The sequence below is a fragment of the Pseudomonas sp. MWU16-30323 genome, from assembly GCF_020515595.1.
Classification (GTDB): domain Bacteria; phylum Pseudomonadota; class Gammaproteobacteria; order Pseudomonadales; family Pseudomonadaceae; genus Aquipseudomonas; species Aquipseudomonas yamanorum.
In genome coordinates, this window is record NZ_JAIWYM010000047.1 from 1 (window position 1) to 21,374 (window position 21,374).

The following is a 21,374-nucleotide window of genomic DNA, read 5'->3' on the forward strand; positions in this document are numbered from 1 at the left end:
CTAAGCCGCCGTTACCGCAGCAACGGATATGCCCCCCCAAAGAAAACTTTCCCCCCCGCGCGTGACCCAGATCCCACAACCCATTGATTAATGATGGCACCCGCTCAGCTATACTCCCCTCCATTTGAATGGCCCTCGAGGAATTACTGTGAAGAACTGGACCTTGCGCCAACGGATATTGGCAAGCTTTGCGGTCATCATCGCGATCATGCTGCTGATGGTAGTGGTCTCGTATTCACGCCTGTTGAAGATCGAGGCTGGCGAAGAGTCAGTCCGCGACGACGCAGTCCCCGGGGTCTACCTCAGTTCGATGATCCGCAGCGCCTGGGTCGACAGCTACCTCGACACCCTCGACATCATTGGCCTGCGCAAAGACAAGACACTCACCGATGCCGACAAGGCCGACTACAAGGCCTTCGAAGCCCGCATCCTCACGCAAATGGCCAATTACAAGGCAACCATCAACGGCAGCGAAGATCAGGCCGAGTTCGATAAATTCGAAGCCCTGCACCAGGCCTATAACAAGGCATTGGCCACCGTAACGGACAACCTGCAACGCAATGACATCGCCGCCGCCCGCAAAGTGTTCGATGAAGAGCTGACCCCGACCTGGACCGCAGGCCGCATGAAGCTCAACGACATCATCACCGAAAACAAAAGCGTCGCCGACCGCGCCACCAATGCCATCGACGACGCCGTGTCCGCTGCAAAAATCAGCATGGGCGTCTCACTGATCCTCGCGATCCTCGCCGCCGGCCTCTGTGGCCTGCTGCTGATGCGCGCGATCATGGCGCCGATGAAACGCATCGTCGACATCCTCGAAATCATGCGCACCGGCGACCTGAGCAAACGCCTGAACCTCGAACGCAAAGACGAATTCGGCGCAGTGGAAACCGGCTTCAACGACATGATGACCGAACTCACCGCCCTGGTATCCCAGGCCCAGCGCTCCTCGGTACAGGTCACCACCTCGGTCACCGAGATTGCCGCCACTTCCAAGCAACAACAGGCCACCGCCACGGAAACCGCTGCAACCACTACGGAAATCGGCGCTACTTCCCGGGAGATCGCGGCCACTTCCAAGGATTTGGTCCGCACCATGACCGAGGTCTCCACCGCTGCCGACCAGGCCTCGGTAGCCGCCGGTTCCGGCCAGCAAGGCCTGGCGCGCATGGAAGAAACCATGCACTCGGTGATGGGCGCCGCCGACCTGGTGAATGCCAAGCTGGCGATCCTCAATGAGAAGGCCGGCAACATCAACCAGGTGGTGGTCACCATCGTCAAGGTCGCCGACCAGACCAACCTGCTGTCCCTCAACGCCGCCATCGAGGCCGAGAAGGCCGGTGAATACGGTCGCGGTTTTGCCGTAGTGGCCACTGAAGTGCGGCGCCTGGCCGACCAGACCGCCGTCGCTACTTATGACATCGAGCAGATGGTGCGCGAGATCCAGTCGGCGGTGTCGGCCGGGGTGATGGGCATGGACAAGTTCTCCGAAGAAGTGCGCCGTGGCATGTTCGAAGTGCAGCAAGTGGGCGAGCAGCTGTCGCAGATCATCCACCAGGTGCAGGCCTTGGCGCCGCGGGTGTTGATGGTCAATGAAGGCATGCAGGCCCAGGCCACCGGCGCCGAGCAGATCAACCATGCGCTGGTGCAGTTGGGGGATGCCAGCAGCCAGACCGTGGAGTCTTTGCGCCAGGCCAGCTTTGCCATCGACGAGTTGAGCCAGGTCGCGGTCGGCCTGCGCAGCGGCGTGTCGCGTTTCAAAGTCTGATGAGCGACCTCGCGGCTAAACGCGGTGCCGTTGCGGCAGTGAAAAAAGCACTGTTCCTGGTGTTTCACATCGGCAATGAACGCTATGCCCTCAAGGCCACGGAAGTGGCCGAGGTGCTGCCGCGCCTGCCGCTCAAGCCCATTGCCCATGCGCCTGTGTGGGTCGCCGGGATCTTTGCCCACCGCGGGGCGATGGTGCCGGTGATCGACCTCAGTGCCCTGACCTTCGGTACACCGGCCCAGGCCCGCACCAGTACGCGTCTGGTGCTGGTCAATTATCAGCCGGATGCAGTCATTCCGGCGCGCTGGCTGGGGCTGATCCTCGAACAGGCCACCGATACCCTGCGTTGTGATCCCGCGGAGTTCCAGCCCTACGGCCTGGACAACCGCCAGGCACGTTACCTGGGCCCGGTACGCGAAGACGAGCAGGGATTGATGCAGTGGATTGGCGTGGCCGACCTGCTGACGGCTGATGTGCAGGCGCTGCTGTTTGCCGCCGGCGAGGAGGATTGATGAGCAGTGATCAACGCTTCTTCGACTTCCTGAAAGAACGCATCGGCCTCGATGTTGCCTCGGTGGGCGAAGCGATCATCGAGCGTGCCGTACGCCAACGCAGCCTGTCACTGAATGCACAGACCGCAGACCAATACTGGAAACAGTTGCTGGCCTCCACCGACGAACAGCAAGCGCTGATCGAAGCGGTGATCGTCCCCGAGACCTGGTTTTTCCGTTACCCCGAGTCCTTCGCCACCCTGGGTCGGCTGGCGGTCGCACGCCTGGCCGAAATCAAGCACATGCGGGCCCTGCGGATCCTCAGCCTGCCGTGTTCCACCGGCGAAGAACCCTATTCGATTGCCATGGCCTTGCTTGACGTCGGTCTGGCGCCGCATCAGTTCAAGGTGCAGGGCATGGACGTCAGCCCGCTGTCGGTGGAGCGTGCCCGTCGCGGGGTGTACGGCAAGAATTCGTTTCGCGGCCAGGACATCGAGTTCCGCGATCGCCACTTTACCGAGCAAACCGACGGCTACCGAATTGCCGACCGGGTACGCGAGCAAGTGCGCCTGCAAGTGGGCAACCTGCTGGACCCCACGCTGCTGGCCAATGAGCCCACCTACGATTTCGTGTTCTGCCGCAACCTGCTGATCTACTTCGACCAGCCAACCCAGAAGCAGGTGTTTGAAGTGCTCAAGGGCCTGACCCACGTCGACGGCGTGCTGTTTATCGGGCCTGCCGAGGGCAGCCTGCTGGGGCGCCTGGGCATGCGCTCGATTGGTGTGCCGCAGTCGTTTGCCTTCAGTCGCCACGCTGAACCGGCGCCTGAGCCGGTATTTGTGCCGCTGCCCGCGCCGATCCCTCAGCGCAGTGCCGCGCCTATCCCGACCAGGCCCCGGCCGTTCAGCACCCTCAGTGCCCAGGTGGTGCCGATCAAGCCGGCGCCCCCACAGTCGGACGCGGCCGATCTGCTCAGCCAGATTGCGACCCTGGCCAATGAAGGCAAAAGCCTGGAGGCCCGTGCCGCCTGCGAGCGTTATTTGCAGAGCCATCCGCCGGCGGCCCAGGTGTTTTATTGGCTGGGCCTGCTCAGCGATGTGGCCGGCAGTGCCCTGGAAGCCCAGGGGTATTACCGAAAAGCCTTGTACCTGGAACCCCAGCACTCGCAGGCCTTGATGCACTTGGCCGCGTTGCTTGAGTCCCAGGGCGATGTCGCCGGCGCCCGCCGTTTGCAGGCCCGTGCCGCCCGCAGTGAGCGTAAACAATGACCCTGGATACCGCGCTGAACCTGGCCCTGGCCGACACCCAAGCCATCGACGACTGCTGGAACCGCATCGGCATCCACGGCGACAAGTCTTGCCCGTTGCTGGCCGAGCACATTCACTGCCGCAACTGCTCGGTGTATTCCGCCGCCGCCACGCGCCTGCTCGACCGCTACGCCTTGCAGCAGGACGATCATCGTCACGTAGCGGCGCCGGAAGTCGAACGTGATGTGGTCACCCGTTCGCTATTGATGTTCCGCCTCGGTGAAGAATGGCTGGGCATCGCCACCCGCTGCCTGGTGGAAGTGGCGCCGCTGCAACCGATCCATTCCTTGCCCCATCAGCGTTCCCGCGCCTTGTTGGGCGTGGCCAATGTGCGTGGCGCGCTGGTGGCGTGCCTGTCCCTGGTGGAGTTGCTGGGGCTGGACGACACCAGCAGCGGGCCCAGTGGCGGGCGAATCATGCCGCGCATGCTGATCATCGCGGCGCAGGACGGCCCGGTGGTGGTGCCGGTGGACGAAGTGGACGGCATCCATGCCATTGATGAGCGCACCTTGAACGCGGCGTCTGCCTCGGGCACCCAGGCCAGCGCCCGCTATACCCAAGGCGTGTTGCAGTGGAAAGGCCGCAGCCTGCGCTGGCTGGACGAGGCGCAATTGTTGTCTGCCGTGACCCGGAGCCTCACATGACCCCCGACCAGATGCGCGATGCCTCGCTGCTGGAACTGTTCAGCCTGGAAGCCGACGCCCAGACCCAGGTGCTCAGCGCCGGCTTGCTGGCCCTGGAGCGCAACCCGACCCAGGCCGACCAGCTCGAAGCCTGCATGCGCGCCGCCCATTCCCTGAAGGGCGCGGCGCGGATTGTCGGGGTGGACGCGGGTGTCAGCGTCGCCCACGTGATGGAAGATTGCCTGGTCAGCGCCCAGGAAAGCCGGCTGTACCTGCTGCCCGAACATATCGATGCGTTGCTGCAAGGCACGGATTTGCTGATGCGCATCGCCACGCCGGGCAATACCGTTGGCCCGGCGGACATCGAGTCCTACGTGGCGCTGATGGAGCGGTTGCTCGACCCGTCGCAAAAAGTATCACCGCCCGCTGCGCCACCACCCACACCCGTGCCAGAACCTGAACTGTCGATGGAAGCGCTGCTGACCCTGCCGCCGGAGCCCGAACCCGCGGCGCCCGTCAGTGCCGAGCAGCCACGCCAGAGCAAGCCCATGACCGAAGGCGGCGAGCGGGTATTGCGGGTTACCGCCGAACGCTTGAACAGCCTGTTAGACCTGTCCAGCAAATCCCTGGTGGAAACCCAGCGGCTCAAGCCATATCTGGCCAGTTTGCAACGCCTCAAGCGCATCCAGAGCAACAGTGCCCGCGCCCTGGAAAACCTCGACGGCCATCTCAAGACCGTTGAGCTGAGCCTGGAAGCCCAGGAAGCCCTGGCTGACACGCGCCGCCTGTTGAGCGAAGCCCAGGCGTTGCTCGCGGAAAAAACCGCCGAAATCGATGAGTTCGGCTGGCAGGCCGGGCAGCGCGCCCAAGTCTTGTACGACACTGCGCTGGCGTGCCGCATGCGGCCGTTTGCCGACGTACTGGCCGGGCAGGTGCGCATGGTCCGGGACCTCGGCCGCAGCCTCGGTAAACAGGTACGCCTGGAAATCGAAGGCGAGAAGACCCAGGTCGACCGCGACGTACTGGAAAAGCTTGAAGCGCCGCTGACTCACTTATTACGCAATGCCGTCGACCACGGCATCGAAATGCCCGAGCAACGCTTGTTGGCCGGCAAACCTGCCGAAGGCTTGATCCGCCTGCGAGCGTCCCACCAGGCCGGCCTGCTGGTGCTGGAACTGAGCGACGACGGCAACGGTGTCGACCTGGAACGCCTGCGCAGCACCATCGTCGACCGGAATCTGTCGCCAGTGGAAACCGCCTTGCGCCTGAGCGAAGAGGAACTGCTGACGTTCCTGTTTCTGCCGGGCTTCAGCCTGCGGGACAAAGTCACCGAGGTCTCCGGGCGCGGGGTCGGCCTGGATGCGGTGCAGCATATGGTCCGCCAGTTGCGCGGTGCGGTGGTGCTGGAGCAGACGGCGGGGCAGGGCAGTCGCTTCCACCTGGAAGTGCCGTTGACCCTGTCGGTGGTGCGCAGCCTGGTGGTGGAGGTCGGCGAAGAGGCCTACGCCTTCCCGCTGGCCCACATCGAACGCATGTGTGACCTGGCCCCCGACGACATCGTGCAATTGGAAGGCCGCCAGCATTTCTGGCACGAAGGCCGGCATGTCGGCCTGGTCGCTGCCAGCCAGTTGCTGCAGCGTCCACCGGGACAGGGCAATCAGGAAACCCTCAAGGTCGTGGTGATCCGCGAGCGCGATGCGGTCTACGGGATTGCCGTGGAGCGTTTTATCGGCGAGCGCACGCTGGTGGTGTTGCCCCTGGATGCCCGGTTGGGCAAGGTCCAGGACATCTCCGCCGGTGCCTTGCTCGATGATGGCTCGGTGGTGCTGATCGTCGACGTTGAAGACATGCTGCGCTCGGTGGACAAGCTCCTTAATACCGGTCGTCTGGAGCGCATCGCCCGACGAGCCCAGCAAACCCAGGAAGCGGCGCGCAAGCGTATTCTGGTGGTGGATGACTCACTGACCGTGCGCGAGCTGCAACGCAAATTGTTACTTAATCGCGGTTACGAAGTGGCCGTGGCGGTCGATGGCATGGATGGCTGGAACGCGCTGCGCTCCGAAGACTTCGACCTGTTGATCACTGACATTGATATGCCTCGCATGGACGGTATTGAATTGGTCACACTCTTGCGCCGTGATACTCGCCTGCAATCCCTGCCGGTGATGGTTGTTTCCTACAAAGATCGGGAAGAAGACCGCCGCCGTGGACTGGACGCCGGCGCCGACTATTATCTAGCCAAGGCCAGCTTCCATGACGACGCGCTGTTGGACGCGGTGGTAGAGCTGATTGGAGGAGCCCGGGCATGAGGATTGCGATCGTCAATGACATGCCCATGGCTGTGGAAGCCTTGCGCCGGGCGCTGAGTCTTGAACCGGCCCATGAAGTGGTGTGGGTCGCCAACAATGGCCTGGAGGCGGTGCAGCGCTGCGCCGAACTGACCCCCGACCTGATTCTGATGGACCTGATCATGCCGGTGATGGACGGCGTGGAAGCCACCCGGCAGATCATGGCCGAGAGCCCTTGCGCGATTCTTATCGTCACTGTCGACCGGCAGGCCAACGTCAGCCGTGTGTTTGAAGCCATGGGGCATGGTGCCCTGGACGTGGTCGACACCCCCGCGCTGGGGGTGGGTAACCCGAAGGACGCCGCGGCGCCGTTGCTGCGCAAGATCCTCAACATCGGCTGGCTGATCGGCCAGCGTGGCAGCCGCGTGCGGGCCGAGCCTGCGCCCCAGCGAACCATGGGCAAACGCCAGAGCCTGGTGGCCATTGGTTCGTCCGCCGGTGGCCCGGCTGCCCTGGAATCCCTGCTCAAGGGCTTGCCCCGGGACTTTTCGCCGGCCATTGTGCTGGTGCAGCATGTGGACCAGGTGTTCGCCGCTGGCATGGCCGAATGGCTGAGCAGCGCCTCTGGCCTGCCGGTGCGCCTGGCTCGGGAAGGCGAGCCGCCCCAAAGTGGCGTCGTGTTGCTGGCGGGCACTAACCATCATATCCGTCTGCTGAAGAACGGCACGCTGGCCTACACCGCCGAGCCTGTGAACGAGATTTACCGGCCGTCCATCGACGTGTTTTTCGAGAGCGTCGCCAGCCACTGGAATGGCGATGCCGTCGGCGTGCTGCTGACCGGGATGGGCCGTGATGGCGCCCAGGGACTTAAATTGATGCGTCAGCAAGGCTACCTGACCATCGCGCAGGACCAGCAAAGCTGTGCTGTTTACGGCATGCCCAAAGCGGCAGCGGCGATCGACGCGGCTGTTGAAATTCGCCCATTGGACAGAATTGCGCCACGATTGCTGGAAGTATTCGCAAAATGACCGATATCACACGCTGTCCTGGCCTGCAGGTAGTAATTCAGGTGACCGTAAATGAATGATTTACAGCTCGACGACTTCAAGACCGACGAAAACGCCGCCATGGTGTTGCTCGTCGACGACCAGGCCATGATCGGCGAAGCCGTACGCCGGGGCCTGGCCCATGAAGACAACATCGACTTCCATTTCTGCGCCGACCCGCACCAGGCCATTGCCCAGGCGATCCGTATCAAACCGACGGTGATCCTGCAGGACCTGGTGATGCCGGGGCTCGACGGCCTGACCCTGGTGCGCGAATACCGTAATCACCCGGCGACGCAGAACATCCCGATCATCGTGCTCTCCACCAAGGAAGACCCGCTGATCAAGAGCGCAGCCTTTGCCGCCGGGGCCAACGATTACCTGGTCAAGCTGCCGGATAACATCGAACTGGTGGCGCGCATCCGTTACCACTCGCGCTCCTACATGACCCTGTTGCAGCGGGACGCAGCCTACCGGGCGCTGCGGGTCAGCCAACAACAGCTGCTGGACACCAACCTGGTGCTGCAACGGCTGATGAACTCCGACGGCCTGACCGGGCTGTCCAATCGCCGGCATTTCGACGAATACCTGGAGCTGGAGTGGCGCCGTGCCATGCGTGACCAGACCCAGCTGTCGCTGCTGATGATCGACGTGGACTTCTTCAAGACCTACAACGACAGCTTCGGCCACCTGGAGGGCGACGAGGCTTTGCGCAAGGTGGCGGCGACCATTCGTGATGCCAGTAGCCGTCCTTCGGATTTGCCGGCGCGTTACGGCGGTGAAGAGTTTGCCCTGGTGCTGCCGAACACCTCTCCGGGCGGTGCGCGGCTGGTGGCCGAGAAACTGCGCCAGGCGGTGGCGGGCCTGAAAATCCCGCACATTGCCCCGGCAGAAGGGGCGAGCCTGACCATCAGTATCGGTTTGGCGACCATGACCCCGGTGCAGGGCACCGATTGCCGGCAATTGATCTCGTTGGCGGACAAGGGCTTGTACCTGGCCAAGCACAATGGGCGCAATCAGGTGGGGATCGAATAACCACGGCAAAACGCTGGTTGTCGGGACAGCGCTTGCTGTGGCGAGGGCGCTTGCTCCCGCTGGGCTGCGAAGCAGCCCCAGACCATCACCAAGTACCGCCTGACACACCGCAGTGACATTGCAAGGGGCTGCTGCGCAGCCCAGCGGGAGCAAGCTCCCTCGCCACAGGGGTCTCTTGAACTCGCATTTGATGATGCAACCCCGCCTTTTCGGCCAAGCGGACTGCCGTTACCAGCCGTTTGTCGTTATACTCGTCGGCTTTCAAAAGTTCGCCAACGAGTGCTGCCCGCCATGGAAATCAACCCGATCCTTAACACCATCAAGGACCTGTCCGAGCGCTCCGAAACTATTCGGGGGTATCTTTGACTACGATCAAAAGCATGAGCGTCTGACTGAAGTCAATCGCGAGCTTGAAGATCCGGCTGTCTGGAACAAACCTGAATACGCCCAGGAACTGGGCCGCGAGCGCGCTGCGCTGGCACAGATCGTTGAAACCCTCGACGAATTGAACACCGGCCTGGCCGATTGCCGCGACCTGCTGGACATGGCCGTCGAAGAAAACGACGAAGGCGCAGCGGGCGATGTCGTCGCCGAGCTGGCCCGTCTCGAGGAAAACCTCGCCAAGCTCGAATTCCGCCGCATGTTCAGCCATGAAATGGACCCGAACAACGCCTACCTGGACATCCAGGCCGGTTCCGGCGGCACCGAAGCCCAGGACTGGGCCAACATCCTGTTGCGCATGTACCTGCGCTGGGCTGACAAACGCGGTTTCGACGCCACCATCATGGAGCTGTCGGCCGGTGAAGTGGCCGGTATCAAAGGCGCGACCGTGCACATCAAGGGCGAATACGCCTTTGGCTGGCTGCGGACCGAGATCGGTGTTCACCGCCTGGTGCGCAAGAGCCCGTTCGACTCCGGCAACCGTCGCCATACCTCGTTCTCCGCCGTTTTCGTCTCGCCAGAGATCGACGACAAGGTGGAAATCGAGATCAACCCGGCAGACCTGCGCATCGACACCTACCGTTCCTCCGGTGCCGGTGGCCAGCACGTAAACACCACCGACTCGGCCGTACGTATTACCCACGTACCGACCAACACCGTGGTCAGCTGCCAGAACGAACGTTCCCAGCACGCGAACAAGGACACCGCCATGAAAATGCTGCGGGCCAAGTTGTACGAGCAGGAAATGCAGAAACGTAACGCCGCGTCCCAGGCGCTGGAAGACACCAAGTCGGATATCGGCTGGGGTCACCAGATCCGTTCGTATGTGCTTGATGCGTCGCGGATCAAGGATCTGCGGACCAACATCGAACGCAGCGACTGCGACAAGGTGCTCGACGGCGATATCGACGAATACCTGGAAGCCAGCCTGAAATCTGGCCTGTAAAGACTCTGTAGGAGCCGGCTTGCCGGCGATCCCCGGCCGCAGGCCGGGGGCAACGAACCTGTGATGGAATTTCAAAAGACATGAGCGACCAACAACTCGACCCGCAAGCCCTGCAACAGGAAGAAAACTCCCTGATCGCCCTGCGCAAGGAAAAGCTTGCTGCCGAGCGCGCCAAGGGCAATGCCTTCCCCAACGACTTCCGCCGCGAAAACTACTGCGATGCCTTGCAGAAACAGTACGCGGACAAGACCAAGGAAGAGCTGGCAGAGGCTGCGATCCCGGTCAAGGTGGCAGGTCGTATCATGCTCAACCGTGGCTCGTTCATGGTGATCCAGGACATGACCGGTCGGATTCAGGTCTACGTCAACCGTAAAACCCTGTCTGAAGAAACCCTGGCCTCGGTGAAAACCTGGGACATGGGCGACATCATTGCCGCCGAAGGCACCCTGGCCCGTTCCGGCAAGGGCGACCTGTACGTTGAAATGACCAGCGTGCGCCTGTTGACCAAGTCGCTGCGCCCGCTGCCGGACAAGCACCACGGCCTGACCGACACCGAGCAGCGTTACCGCCAGCGCTACGTTGACCTGATCGTCAACGAAGACGTGCGCCAGACGTTCCGCGTGCGCTCGCAAGTGATCGCCCACATCCGCAGCTTCCTGATGAAGCGTGACTTCCTGGAAGTGGAAACGCCGATGCTGCAAACCATCCCCGGTGGTGCCGCAGCCAAGCCTTTCGAAACCCACCACAATGCGCTGGACCTGGAAATGTTCCTGCGTATCGCGCCGGAGTTGTACCTCAAGCGCCTGGTGGTTGGCGGCTTCGAGAAAGTGTTCGAGATCAACCGCAACTTCCGTAACGAAGGCGTTTCGACTCGTCACAACCCTGAATTCACCATGTTGGAGTTCTACCAGGCCTACGCCGACTACGAAGACAACATGGACCTGACCGAAGAACTGTTCCGCGAACTGGCGCAGTTGGTCCTGGGTTCCACCGACGTGCCTTACGGCGACAAGGTGTTCCACTTCGGCGAGCCGTTCGTGCGCCTGTCGGTGTTCGATTCGATCCTCAAGTACAACCCTGAGCTGACCGCCGACGACCTGACCGACATCGACAAGGCCCGCGCCATCGCCAAGAAAGCCGGCGCCAAGGTGCTGGGCTTCGAAGGCCTGGGCAAACTGCAGGTGATGATTTTCGAAGAGCTGGTTGAGCACAAGCTGGAACAGCCGCACTTCATTACCCAGTACCCGTTCGAAGTGTCGCCGCTGGCCCGTCGCAACGATGACAACCCGAACGTCACCGACCGTTTCGAGCTGTTCATCGGTGGCCGTGAAATCGCCAACGCCTACTCCGAGCTGAACGACGCGGAAGACCAGGCCGAGCGCTTCATGGCCCAGGTGGCCGACAAGGACGCCGGTGACGACGAGGCGATGCACTACGACGCCGACTTCGTTCGTGCCCTGGAATACGGCATGCCGCCTACCGCCGGTGAAGGGATCGGCATCGACCGGTTGGTGATGCTGCTGACCAACTCGCCGTCGATCCGTGACGTGATCTTGTTCCCGCACATGCGGCCACAAGCGTAACCGTAGCGAAATCCTGAGCCGCCTTTTATAAGGCGGCTTTTTTATGTGGCGTATTTAAGCGTCAAGCTAACAGCGCCAGATGATCGTCCCCGCGCTCTGCGTGGGAACGCAGCCCGTGACGCTCCGCGTCACCCTGAAAGGAAGATCCATCGTGAACCGCGTAATGGCTCAAAAGGGTGCTGCCGGCATCGCCGCTGCCGTGGCTGAAAGTGTTCAGTACCAGGGCCGCAAGGCCAGTCGCCGGGGCAGTGAGCAACGCCGGCAGGACATTCTCGATGCGGCGATGCGCATCGTGGTGCGGGAAGGCGTGCGCGCCGTGCGTCATCGGGCGGTGGCGGCAGAGGCCGGGGTGCCATTGTCGGCCACCACCTATTACTTCAAGGACATCGACGACCTGCTCACCGACACCTTCGCCCAATACGTGGAGCGCAGTGCGGCGTTCATGGGCAAGTTGTGGGTGCGTAACGAAGGGCTGCTGCGGGAGATGGTCGCTTATGGCGACGGCAGCCCGCAGTCCCGCTCGCAACTGGCCGATGACATCGCACGCCTGACCGCCGATTACGTGCAGCGCCAATTGCTCAACCGCCGCGAGCATCTTATGGCCGAGCAGGCGTTTCGCCAGGAAGCGCTGCTGAACCCGCGCCTGGCCGAGTTGGTACGCTCCCACCAGCAAATCCTGTTGCAGGGCACTTGCCAGTTTTTCCAGGTATTGGGTTCGCGGGAACCGCAACAGGATGCCAAAGTGTTGACGGCGATTATCGGTCGGATGGAATATCAGGGCCTGCTGGGCGGTGCAGAGCCTCTGACCAGCGACGAAATGCTTGAGATCCTCAAGCGTTACATGCATTTGGTGTTGGCTTCGGTCTGACACTGGGGAGTGTCCAATGAAAGCCTGGCGTGTCGTTGTGATCGCCTTGTCGTTCCTGTTGCTCAGTGGTTGCCTGGTGACCTTCAAGGACCCGTTGCCGGCCAGCGAGGCGGCGCCTGATGGTCTGCTAGGCCGATGGGCCAGCAAAAATGCCTGGGGCGAGCCGCTCAACCTGCAAATCAGCCGTGTGGGCGAACATCGCTACAAAGCCGTGAGCTACCCTAAAGCCAAGCCGGGCCAACGTGATGAATACCCGTTCACGGTTTCCCGCCATGGCAGCCGCTGGTATTGGTCGGCGCCGCTGCCGGCGAAGTTTGGCGGGCATTTCATCCTGGCAGGCTTCGAGCTCAACGATGAACACGAATTGGTGGTCTACAACCTCGACCTGGACCAGATCCAGCAGGCTGTCGGCCAGAAAGTCCTTAGTGGCAGCACTGTCGAAACCGTCGAAGGCGACGGCGTATTGATCAACAGCTCCATGGCCCAGGTGTTTGCCTACCTGGATGACCCGGCCAATGCCGACGTGTTCGTCGAAGCCGTGCGCTACCAGCGTGCGAGCAAATAACGTTTAAAGAGGAAGTACCGGGTGGACGATTACCAGCAGACGATACGCACCTTGTCCGATCGCATTGTGCTGGCGCAAACACCGATTCGCGTCCTCGACGCCGTGAAATGGGACGAGAATATTCGCCAGGGATTCCTCAAGGCCAAGGGCAAGGAAATGCCGGCGGTGGACCGCGATTACTACCTGAATCGACCGCTGTCGTTCGATTCCAGCGCAGTGAAGCTGGAGTTCCAGAACATCGAGCGTGACATCACCCGCCAACTGGGCCAGTTCAACCCGGTCGGGCAGATCATGCGGCGCATGTGCAAGGAATACCGCATGGTGGTGCGCATGCTCGAAGCCCGCGGCACCGAGGATTTCGGCTTGATCTCCCAGGAGCTCTACGGCGCCGCCTCCGATGCGTTCCACGCCGGTGACCCGACCCTGGCCGATTTGGGTCTGATGATGTCGGACTACCTGAACAATATTGATGGCCGTGGCGACCTCAAGGACGAAGCCAAGACCCTGACCGCCAAGGACGCCGTCAACCTGCTGCAAAGCCGCCTGAACAAGGTGTTCGGCGAGGCCGAGGAAACCATTCGGGTGTTCGAGTCCGACGGCATCGTGGCGGACGCAGCGGCAGGCGCCGACTACATCAAGATCCGCGCCGACGCGATGTTCAACGACCGCGACGTGCGTGCCCTGGAGGTCCATGAAGGCCTGGTGCACGTGGGCACCACCCTCAATGGCCAGAACCAGCCGATCTGCACCTTCCTGTCCAAGGGGCCGCCCTCGTCGACGGTGACCCAGGAAGGCCTGGCGATCCTGATGGAAATCATCACCTTCGCCTCCTACCCCAGCCGCCTGCGCAAGCTGACCAACCGCACCCGCGCCATTCATATGGTGGAGCAGGGTGCCGATTTCTTGCAGGTGTTCGAGTTCTTCCGTGAGCAGGGCTTTGAGATGGCGGAAAGCTACGGCAACGCCAGCCGGGTTTTCCGTGGGTCGACGCCTACGGGTCTGCCGTTTACCAAGGATTTGTCCTACCTCAAGGGCTTTATCATGGTTTACAACTACATTCAGCTGGCCGTACGCAAAGGCAAGCTGGAGCAAGTGCCGCTGCTGTTCTGCGGCAAGACCACCCTGGAAGACATGCGCACCCTGCGCCAACTGGTGGACGAAGGCCTGGTGGTACCTCCCAAATACCTGCCGGATCAGTTCCGCGACATGAATGCGTTGGCGGCGTGGATGTGTTTCTCCAACTTCCTCAACCATTTGAGCCTGGACCGGATCGAGGCGGATTACTCCAATATCCTTTAAGGGATTTCCCTGAAGGAACCGGGTCAAAATGTGGGAGCTGGCTTGCCTGCGATGGCGATGGTGAATCCAACCCCGTTATCGCAGGCAAGCCAGCTCCCACAGTTGATCTCCATTAGCCATGGGACGCTATTCCAACCCATTCACGAGGCTTCAACGGATGAGAATCCTCGGCATTCTTTGCCTGCTACTGACCCTGAACGGCTGCAGCTCCCTGCTGTTTTACCCGGAGCGCGGCATGCCGTTCACCCCGGAAAAGGCCCACCTGCAATACCGTGACGTCACATTGACCACCGCCGATGGCCTCAAGCTGCACGCCTGGTGGCTGCCGGCCAAGGCCGGTGTGCCGCTCAAAGGCACGGTGCTGCACCTGCACGGCAATGGCGGCAACCTCGCCTGGCACCTCGGTGGCAGTTGGTGGCTGCCGGAACAGGGCTATCAAGTGCTGCTGCTGGACTATCGCGGTTACGGCCTGTCCGAAGGTGAAGCTTCGCTGCCGGCGGTTTACCAGGACATCGACGCCGCCTTCAAGTGGATCGACAACGCCCCCGAAACCCAGGGCCAGCCGTTGATCGTGCTGGGCCAAAGCCTGGGCGGTGCGCTGGTGGTGCACTATCTGGCAGAGCATCCCGAACGTCAGCCACAACTCAAGGCACTGGTGCTGGACGGTGTGCCGGCCAGTTATCGTGACGTAGGACAATTCGCCCTCAGCACCTCCTGGCTAACATGGCCGTTTCAGGTGCCGTTGTCGTGGCTGGTGCCGGACGCCGACAGTGCGATCAACGCCATGCCCCGGCTGACCGGGGTGCCGAAGTTGTTGTTTCACAGCCTCGACGATCCGATCGTGCCGCTGTCCAACGGCATCCGCTTGTATCAAGCTGCGCCGCCACCGAGGGTGCTGCAACTGACCCGGGGTGGGCACGTGCAGACCTTTGCCGACAAGACCTGGCAAACCGTGATGCTGCGCTACCTCGACGACCCACAGCACTTCAATGGGCTGCGCCGCCTGGGGGAAATCCCCAATTACCCGGCGGCCCCGAATTCCAACGCAGAGAACCCGCAATGAGCGAAGAACGCAACATGATCCCCCTGATCCTCACCGGCATCGGCACCATTATCGGTACCGTCGGCTGCCTGTGGTACTACGGCTATTTGCACTTCGCCAAGCCCGAGGACGCGTTGCTGCTCAGCGACTTCACCATGCTCAAGACCGTGCCGGGCGAGGACTACAAAATCTCCCTGACCCCCGCTGCCCAAGTAGCGCAGTGCGTCGATGGCGTGCTGGTGTTATTTGATACCGAACAGAAAGGCCTGACCGGCGTACTGGTCAACAGCAAGAAACAGGCGGTGCGTTGCATGGGCCAGGAAACGCCACAATTGGAACAGTAGTACGAATGAAGTGGGAAAGATCTGGAACCGTTTTAAGTGGTTTACCACAGATTCTGCACAGGCCAGTGGCGCTGTTCAGTTATATCTACTACTTATTTTGGAGTCAGCCATATGACAAGTCCCATCTCGAGCAACACATCTTCTTCCAATGCTGCGGGTGCAGGAGGCGATAATTTGCGCATTCAGCAATTGGAGCAACAGATTCAGCAACTGAAGAACCAAGCTTCCAAAGCGGGCGGGGGCGGTGGCGCGCAGGGGGCAGGGGGCGGCGAAAACATTGAGGAACTGATCAAGAAACTGATGGAAGAGCTGTCAAACCTCAAGGGGCAGGGTGCTCAACAGCAGGGCGGTGACCAAGGCGGTGGTAACAAGATAAACGCCGTGTCGCAAAACAACCCGGCGCAAGCAACCTTCTGATCCCAATGTTTTTGAAACGCGCTAAGACCTCGTGATCCTTAGGTCTGCCCATAAAAGAATCCCGCCAATTGGCGGGATTCTTCATGCTGCTACAACCGGTCGGTCGGTGACGGCGTGGGCAGCGCGCTGTTACGGGCGGGTTCATGATAGGACTCTCTGGAACCGTATTGCCTAAGAAACCACAGAAAGCGATGTACTTGCACAAATTGGGACGAGAAGGTGGCGATAACTATTGCTGCAATAAGCAACATGGTGGACATGCTCAGGGGGCACGAGAAGCTGGAAATGCTCGACGCCGAGGATCATAAGCTCAAGCACTTGCTCGACAAGCTGTCGGAACATGACTATGGCGGGAAGATAGAACTCCCCGCCGAGGATACCAACCGACCTGTCCGGTTCGACGACCCGAAAAAAAACCCACAGTAACGTGGGTTTTTTTTCCAGCATCAATCGATCAGTTGGCCATCGAAGAACGTGGCTTGACCGGCTGGTTGTCGTTGGAGATGGTCACTTCAACGCGACGGTTCATGGCGCGGCCCGAAACGCTGCTGTTGTCGGCAACCGGGTATTCCTTGCCATAGCCTTGGGTCACGATGCGCGAGATATCCACACCTTGGTTAGCCAGTGCGCGCTGTACAGAAGCGGCGCGGCGCTCGGACAGGCTCTGGTTGTACGAGTCGGAACCGGTGCTGTCGGTGTAGCCTTCGACAATCACTTTACGGTCCGGGTTATCGCGCAGGAACTGCGCCAGTTTGGTGATATTCACCAGGCCGCTGGACTTCAGGTCCGACTTGTTGGTGGCGAACAGCACGTCACCAAACGTCACCAGTGTGCCGCGATCGGTTTGCTTGGCGTTCAAGCTGTCTTGCAGTTGCTTGATCTGCGCGTCACGGGCATCCAGCAGGGCGCGGGCACGTTCGTCGCCAGCGTTTTTCAGCTTGGCTTCGGACTCACGCAGGACGATGGTGTCTTTGGCCACTTCAACGCGCTGGTTGGTCAGGTAGGCCAGTTGGTCGACCTTCTTCTGGTCTTCCTTGTCGCGGTAGGCCTTGTCAGCCTTGTCCAGCCAGTCGCTGGCGTCTTTGGTTTCCAGCGCCGCTACTTTGGTAGCTTGCGGGTTGGCTTGCAGGGCCGAGAAGTTGGTCCGAGCGTTTTCCAGGTTCTGGTTCGGCGGGGTGGAGCAAGCCGCCAGAGCAACGCTCATTGCCAGCAGGGCAGGGATCATCAATTGTTTACGCATAATCGTGTCGTCCTTTCAATTCGGTTTCGGGTGCAATGCAATCAGGGGTAGCGGCTTATTGCTGCGGCTTGATAACAGCCGGGCGCATGCCTTCCTGACGCAGCTCCTGAACAGCTTTCTGGGAATCCTTCAAAGCCTGTTGGGCCTTGGCAGCCTGGGCTTTACGCTCTGCTACGCGAGCGTCCCACTCGGATTGCTCGGCCAGGCGACGGGCCTCGTCATAGTTCTTGTCGTGCATGGCGATTTCAGCTTGCTTCAGTTTGTCCTGGGCAGACTTCATCTCCACGGCTGCGAACTCGGTACCGCCGGCGCTGACAGCGCTGTTCACCGCAGATTGGGTGACAGCGTACTGCTCGCTCGGCGGGTTGCCGGCGCAGCCAGCCAGTACGAAGCTGGTGCCGATTGCCAGCGCGGCCAATTTAAGCCCGCGCAGGTGGTTAAACGAGGTTTTGGCAGTGCTGGTCTTCATCGTCTTCAACTCCATTAGGTAACTCCTGAAAAACATCAAATCCATCTCCGGCTTGCAGTGTCTGCGGGGGCCGGTGGTTAGCTCAGGACGCCTATTCAAACGGCTGTTCCAAGTGATGGCTTACTGGCTGTGACCGGAGGCTTTTTTGAATAGTTCAGCGAAGATGGCGATTTGCCTAAAAAAATATTTGACTGATTGGTCAGCGTTTAAAAGTTGGAACTTTTGCACGGCGCAGCGGTATCCAGGGCCTATGGGAGGCCCTGAATACGGGGGGTTAAGGGTTTTGAAACGGAGGTTTACTAGTGTTTCTGCTTGTCGGACTGAGCTGACAAGTCGTGCAGATAACGCCGTGACAGCGTGAGAAACCGTGGTGTTGGGCCGACGTCTTCGTACAGCGGATCGCCTTCCTCATCGGTGGCAATCACCTGCTTGCCCTTGATGTAGGGGAAGCTCGCTTCCAGCTCTTCGAGGGCTGCGCCGATCAACTCGCCGAGCAGTTCTTCGGTATGGCGTTTGGGGTACATCTCGGAAATCGCCGCCAGTCTGGCAGCGGCTTCCACGTCCAGATGGATGGCGTATTCGGTTTTGGTCAGACGACCCTTGGCGTTTTCTTCCCAATGCTGGGCCAGTTCTCGGATTTTCATGGCAACCTCAATGGAGCCCACGGTAGGCGGGCGATGATGAGTGACCAGCCGGCCAGCGCGGATAACGCTGCGGCTTACTGTTGAGACTAGCTGCAACTCACAAGGTTTAAAGTTCCTTGTAAGACGTCGCCGTGGGCGGCACTCTTGAGGATCAAAGCGTCCCGGATTTTCTGCTGGAGATTGGCTGATGAGCGATATCGATGCACGTTTGCGTGAGGATGTTCACCTGCTGGGTGAGCTGTTGGGCAACACGATTCGAGAGCAGTACGGCGATGAATTCCTCGACAAGATCGAGCAGATCCGCAAAGGCGCCAAGGCCGACCGCCGTGGCGCGGCCTCGGAGCAGGTGGCCGGCGAAGAGCTGAGCGCCAGCCTCAATCAACTGAAAGAAGATGAACTGCTGCCGGTGGCGCGGGCCTTCAACCAGTTTCTCAACCTGGCCAATATCGCCGAGCAGTACCAGTTGATCCACCGCCGCGATGAATCAACGCCTGCGCCGTTTGAGTCACGGGTACTGCCGGAACTGCTGGCGCGCTTGCAAAGCGAAGGCCACAGCAGCGAATCCCTGGCGCGCCAGTTGGGTCGGCTGGAAATCGAACTGGTGCTCACCGCTCACCCCACCGAAGTCGCCCGTCGCACCCTGATCCAGAAATACGACGCCATCGCCGCACAATTGGCCCTGCAGGATCACCGCGACCTCACCACCGCCGAGCGCGAGCAGATCCGCAATCGCCTGCAACGCCTGATCGCCGAAGCCTGGCACACCGAAGAAATCCGCCGCACCCGGCCCACGCCCGTAGACGAAGCCAAGTGGGGCTTCGCGGTGATCGAGCATTCGCTGTGGCACGCCATCCCGAATTATCTGCGCAAGGCCGATCACGCCTTGCATGCCGCGACTGGCCTGCGTCTGCCCCTGGAGGCCGCGCCGATTCGCTTTGCTTCCTGGATGGGCGGCGACCGCGACGGCAACCCCAACGTCACTGCGCCGGTCACCCGTGAAGTGTTGTTGCTCGCGCGCTGGATGGCCGCTGACCTGTACTTGCGCGATATCGACCACCTGGCCTCCGAGCTGTCGATGCAACAAGCCAGCCCGGCGTTGCAGGCCAAGGTGGGGGACAGCGTCGAACCTTACCGGGCGCTGCTCAAGCAATTGCGTGAGCGCCTGCGCGCCACACGCCAATGGGCCCAGACCTCGTTGACCAGCACCACGCCGGCGTCTGCCGACGTGCTGCAAAACAACCGCGAGCTGCTCGAGCCGCTGGAGCTGTGCTACGAGTCGCTGCACACCTGCGGCATGGGCGTGATTGCCGACGGCCCGCTGCTGGACTGCCTGCGCCGGGCGGTGACGTTTGGCCTGTTCCTGGTGCGCCTCGACGTACGTCAGGATTCCACCCGCCACTGCGCGGCCATGACCGAAATCACCGATTACCTGGGCCTCGGCCGTTACGAGGATTGGGACGAAGAGGCGCGCATCCGTTTCCTGATGAAGGAACTGGCCAACCGTCGGCCCTTGTTGCCGGGTTACTTCAAGCCGTCGGCAGACACCGCCGAAGTGCTGAACACCTGCAAGGAAATCGCCGCCGCACCTGCCGCGTCCCTGGGTTCCTACGTCATCTCCATGGCCGGCGCCGCGTCGGATGTATTGGCGGTGCAACTGCTGCTCAAGGAGTCCGGCGTACAGCGGCCGATGCGGGTGGTGCCGTTGTTCGAGACCCTGGCTGACCTGGACAACGCAGGCCCGGTGATCGAGAAACTGCTGCTGTTGCCGGGCTATCGCGCGCGCCTGCAAGGCCCGCAGGAAGTGATGATCGGCTACTCGGATTCGGCCAAGGACGCGGGCACTACCGCCGCCGCCTGGGCGCAATACCGGGCCCAGGAACAGTTGGTGGAAATCTGCCGCGAACAACAAGTCGAACTGTTGTTGTTCCACGGTCGCGGCGGCACCGTTGGCCGTGGCGGCGGCCCGGCTCACGCGGCGATCCTGTCGCAGCCACCGGGTTCGGTCGCGGGGCGTTTCCGCACCACTGAACAAGGCGAGATGATCCGCTTCAAGTTCGGCCTGCCGGACATCGCCGAACAAAACCTCAACCTGTACCTGGCCGCGGTGCTGGAGGCGACCTTGTTGCCACCGCCACCACCGGAACCGGCCTGGCGCCACTTGATGGACGAATTGGCCGCCGACGGTGTCAGCGCTTACCGCGCCGTGGTGCGGGAAAATCCGCAATTTGTCGAGTATTTCCGCCAGTCCACGCCGGAGCAGGAGTTGGGCCGCTTGCCGTTGGGCAGTCGCCCGGCCAAGCGCCGGGCCGGCGGCATCGAAAGCCTGCGGGCGATCCCGTGGATCTTCGGCTGGACCCAGACACGCCTGATGCTGCCCGCCTGGCTCGGCTGGGAAGCGGCGTTGAGCAAGGCCCTGGAGCGGGGCGAAGGCGAGTTGCTGGGGCAGATGCGCGAGCAGTGGCCGTTCTTCCGCACTCGCATCGATATGCTGGAAATGGTGCTGGCCAAGGCCGACGCCGACATCGCCCGCCTGTATGACGAGCGTCTGGTGCAGCCCGATCTGCTGCCATTGGGGGCGCACTTACGCGACCTATTGTCGCAGGCGTGCAGCGTGGTGCTTGGCCTGACTGGCCAGTCTCAACTGCTGGCCCACAGCCCCGATACCCTGGAGTTCATCCGCCTGCGCAACACCTACCTGGACCCGTTGCACCTGCTGCAGGCCGAATTACTGGCCCGATCACGGCAGCAGGAAGCGGCGCAGGACAGCCCTCTGGAACAGGCGCTGCTGGTGTCTGTGGCCGGTATTGCCGCTGGTTTGCGCAACACCGGCTGACATTTATGGCGTGTTCTCAATAGCTTGCAGATACATCGCGCCGGTCGCCGTCAAAAAGGCGACCGGCGTTTTGCTGTCAGGGTTGTACCTGCCTATAAAGCCAGCGCGGCGCGGGTTTCTCC

General features: G+C 61.4%; 20 protein-coding genes. 17 read left to right on the forward strand and 3 right to left on the reverse strand.

Translation table 11 applies throughout. From position 1 onward, the window contains the following. Positions 1 to 148 precede the first annotated feature (148 nt). From LIY45_RS29035 to LIY45_RS29110, 16 genes are all read left to right on the forward strand, one after another. Positions 149 to 1,771: a methyl-accepting chemotaxis protein gene (locus tag LIY45_RS29035; RefSeq protein ID WP_226478447.1), complete on the forward strand. Its 1,623-nt coding sequence runs from the start codon at positions 149 to 151 to the stop codon at positions 1,769 to 1,771. Continuing rightward, positions 1,771 to 2,283 (forward strand): chemotaxis protein CheW, encoded by a 513-nt coding sequence (locus LIY45_RS29040; protein WP_226478448.1) that lies wholly within the window; start codon positions 1,771 to 1,773, stop codon positions 2,281 to 2,283. Before LIY45_RS29035 ends, LIY45_RS29040 begins: the two co-directional genes overlap by 1 nt. After that, on the forward strand, positions 2,283 to 3,530 hold the full coding sequence (locus LIY45_RS29045) for a protein-glutamate O-methyltransferase CheR (protein WP_226478449.1): 1,248 nt from the start codon (positions 2,283 to 2,285) through the stop codon (positions 3,528 to 3,530). Before LIY45_RS29040 ends, LIY45_RS29045 begins: the two co-directional genes overlap by 1 nt. Beyond that, on the forward strand, positions 3,527 to 4,213 hold the full coding sequence (locus LIY45_RS29050; protein ID WP_017479458.1) for a chemotaxis protein CheW: 687 nt from the start codon (positions 3,527 to 3,529) through the stop codon (positions 4,211 to 4,213). The genes LIY45_RS29045 and LIY45_RS29050 overlap by 4 nt, the downstream gene beginning before the upstream one ends. After that, positions 4,210 to 6,501: a hybrid sensor histidine kinase/response regulator gene (locus LIY45_RS29055; RefSeq protein WP_226478450.1), complete on the forward strand. Its 2,292-nt coding sequence runs from the start codon at positions 4,210 to 4,212 to the stop codon at positions 6,499 to 6,501. Before LIY45_RS29050 ends, LIY45_RS29055 begins: the two co-directional genes overlap by 4 nt. After that, entirely contained in the window at positions 6,498 to 7,508 is a 1,011-nt protein-coding gene (locus LIY45_RS29060; protein ID WP_017479456.1) for a chemotaxis response regulator protein-glutamate methylesterase, read from the forward strand. The genes LIY45_RS29055 and LIY45_RS29060 overlap by 4 nt, the downstream gene beginning before the upstream one ends. A 51-nt stretch (positions 7,509 to 7,559) precedes the next feature. Beyond that, a complete protein-coding gene (locus tag LIY45_RS29065; protein WP_017479455.1) occupies positions 7,560 to 8,561 on the forward strand; it encodes a diguanylate cyclase in 1,002 nt (333 codons plus the stop codon). A 291-nt stretch (positions 8,562 to 8,852) separates the two neighbouring features. Continuing rightward, positions 8,853 to 9,948, forward strand: a protein-coding gene (prfB, locus tag LIY45_RS29070) for a peptide chain release factor 2 (RefSeq protein ID WP_108083577.1) whose coding sequence is annotated in 2 segments (ribosomal slippage) — positions 8,853 to 8,924 and positions 8,926 to 9,948 — 1,095 coding nt in all. Because the reading frame shifts where the segments join, the coding sequence is not laid out codon by codon here. 80 nt (positions 9,949 to 10,028) lie between these two features. Then, positions 10,029 to 11,531: a lysine--tRNA ligase gene (lysS, locus tag LIY45_RS29075; RefSeq protein ID WP_017479453.1), complete on the forward strand. Its 1,503-nt coding sequence runs from the start codon at positions 10,029 to 10,031 to the stop codon at positions 11,529 to 11,531. A gap of 151 nt (positions 11,532 to 11,682) precedes the next feature. Further along, complete coding sequence (locus tag LIY45_RS29080) at positions 11,683 to 12,399, forward strand: TetR family transcriptional regulator (RefSeq protein WP_177047402.1); 717 nt, start codon at positions 11,683 to 11,685, stop codon at positions 12,397 to 12,399. A 16-nt stretch (positions 12,400 to 12,415) separates the two neighbouring features. Next, complete coding sequence (locus tag LIY45_RS29085) at positions 12,416 to 12,964, forward strand: hypothetical protein (RefSeq protein WP_226478451.1); 549 nt, start codon at positions 12,416 to 12,418, stop codon at positions 12,962 to 12,964. Between the two features lie 21 nt (positions 12,965 to 12,985). Beyond that, on the forward strand, positions 12,986 to 14,263 hold the full coding sequence (locus LIY45_RS29090; RefSeq protein WP_017479451.1) for a flavohemoglobin expression-modulating QEGLA motif protein: 1,278 nt from the start codon (positions 12,986 to 12,988) through the stop codon (positions 14,261 to 14,263). Between the two features lie 157 nt (positions 14,264 to 14,420). Further along, positions 14,421 to 15,326, forward strand: coding sequence for an alpha/beta hydrolase (locus LIY45_RS29095; protein WP_226478452.1), 906 nt, complete (start codon positions 14,421 to 14,423; stop codon positions 15,324 to 15,326). Further along, positions 15,323 to 15,649 carry a hypothetical protein gene (locus tag LIY45_RS29100; protein WP_003219233.1) on the forward strand — a complete coding sequence of 109 codons (327 nt, stop codon included), beginning with the start codon at positions 15,323 to 15,325 and terminating at the stop codon, positions 15,647 to 15,649. Before LIY45_RS29095 ends, LIY45_RS29100 begins: the two co-directional genes overlap by 4 nt. 111 nt (positions 15,650 to 15,760) lie before the next feature. Next, positions 15,761 to 16,066 carry a hypothetical protein gene (locus LIY45_RS29105; RefSeq protein WP_226478453.1) on the forward strand — a complete coding sequence of 102 codons (306 nt, stop codon included), beginning with the start codon at positions 15,761 to 15,763 and terminating at the stop codon, positions 16,064 to 16,066. Between the two features lie 219 nt (positions 16,067 to 16,285). Further along, a complete protein-coding gene (locus LIY45_RS29110; protein WP_226478454.1) occupies positions 16,286 to 16,492 on the forward strand; it encodes a hypothetical protein in 207 nt (68 codons plus the stop codon). 28 nt (positions 16,493 to 16,520) lie between these two features. Here the strand turns inward: LIY45_RS29110 and LIY45_RS29115 are convergent, their stop codons facing one another. The 3 genes from LIY45_RS29115 to LIY45_RS29125 form a co-directional block, all read right to left on the reverse strand. Next, on the reverse strand, positions 16,521 to 17,306 hold the full coding sequence (locus LIY45_RS29115; protein ID WP_226478455.1) for an OmpA family protein: 786 nt from the start codon (positions 17,304 to 17,306) through the stop codon (positions 16,521 to 16,523). Positions 17,307 to 17,361: 55 nt separating this feature from the next. Then, complete coding sequence (locus LIY45_RS29120; protein WP_226478456.1) at positions 17,362 to 17,790, reverse strand: DUF4398 domain-containing protein; 429 nt, start codon at positions 17,788 to 17,790, stop codon at positions 17,362 to 17,364. 284 nt (positions 17,791 to 18,074) lie between these two features. Further along, on the reverse strand, positions 18,075 to 18,419 hold the full coding sequence (locus LIY45_RS29125; protein ID WP_010176787.1) for a hypothetical protein: 345 nt from the start codon (positions 18,417 to 18,419) through the stop codon (positions 18,075 to 18,077). A 187-nt stretch (positions 18,420 to 18,606) separates the two neighbouring features. Between LIY45_RS29125 and ppc the strand changes: the two genes are divergently transcribed. Beyond that, entirely contained in the window at positions 18,607 to 21,252 is a 2,646-nt protein-coding gene (gene ppc / locus LIY45_RS29130) for a phosphoenolpyruvate carboxylase (RefSeq protein ID WP_226478457.1), read from the forward strand. Positions 21,253 to 21,374: the final 122 nt, after the last annotated feature.

Excerpts from the sequence above, each read along its gene's own strand:
- lysS (WP_017479453.1), top strand. The coding sequence starts at position 10,029 with ATGAGCGACCAACAACTCGACCCGCAAGCCCTGCAACAGGAAGAAAAC.
- LIY45_RS29105 (WP_226478453.1), top strand. The coding sequence starts at position 15,761 with ATGACAAGTCCCATCTCGAGCAACACATCTTCTTCCAATGCTGCGGGT.
- LIY45_RS29095 (WP_226478452.1), top strand. The coding sequence starts at position 14,421 with ATGAGAATCCTCGGCATTCTTTGCCTGCTACTGACCCTGAACGGCTGC.
- LIY45_RS29050 (WP_017479458.1), top strand. The coding sequence starts at position 3,527 with ATGACCCTGGATACCGCGCTGAACCTGGCCCTGGCCGACACCCAAGCC.
- ppc (WP_226478457.1), top strand. The coding sequence starts at position 18,607 with ATGAGCGATATCGATGCACGTTTGCGTGAGGATGTTCACCTGCTGGGT.
- LIY45_RS29040 (WP_226478448.1), top strand. The coding sequence starts at position 1,771 with ATGAGCGACCTCGCGGCTAAACGCGGTGCCGTTGCGGCAGTGAAAAAA.
- LIY45_RS29085 (WP_226478451.1), top strand. The coding sequence starts at position 12,416 with ATGAAAGCCTGGCGTGTCGTTGTGATCGCCTTGTCGTTCCTGTTGCTC.
- LIY45_RS29065 (WP_017479455.1), top strand. The coding sequence starts at position 7,560 with ATGAATGATTTACAGCTCGACGACTTCAAGACCGACGAAAACGCCGCC.
- LIY45_RS29100 (WP_003219233.1), top strand. The coding sequence starts at position 15,323 with ATGAGCGAAGAACGCAACATGATCCCCCTGATCCTCACCGGCATCGGC.
- LIY45_RS29055 (WP_226478450.1), top strand. The coding sequence starts at position 4,210 with ATGACCCCCGACCAGATGCGCGATGCCTCGCTGCTGGAACTGTTCAGC.
- LIY45_RS29125 (WP_010176787.1), bottom strand. The coding sequence starts at position 18,419 with ATGAAAATCCGAGAACTGGCCCAGCATTGGGAAGAAAACGCCAAGGGT.
- LIY45_RS29115 (WP_226478455.1), bottom strand. The coding sequence starts at position 17,306 with ATGCGTAAACAATTGATGATCCCTGCCCTGCTGGCAATGAGCGTTGCT.
- LIY45_RS29060 (WP_017479456.1), top strand. The coding sequence starts at position 6,498 with ATGAGGATTGCGATCGTCAATGACATGCCCATGGCTGTGGAAGCCTTG.
- LIY45_RS29045 (WP_226478449.1), top strand. The coding sequence starts at position 2,283 with ATGAGCAGTGATCAACGCTTCTTCGACTTCCTGAAAGAACGCATCGGC.
- LIY45_RS29120 (WP_226478456.1), bottom strand. The coding sequence starts at position 17,790 with ATGGAGTTGAAGACGATGAAGACCAGCACTGCCAAAACCTCGTTTAAC.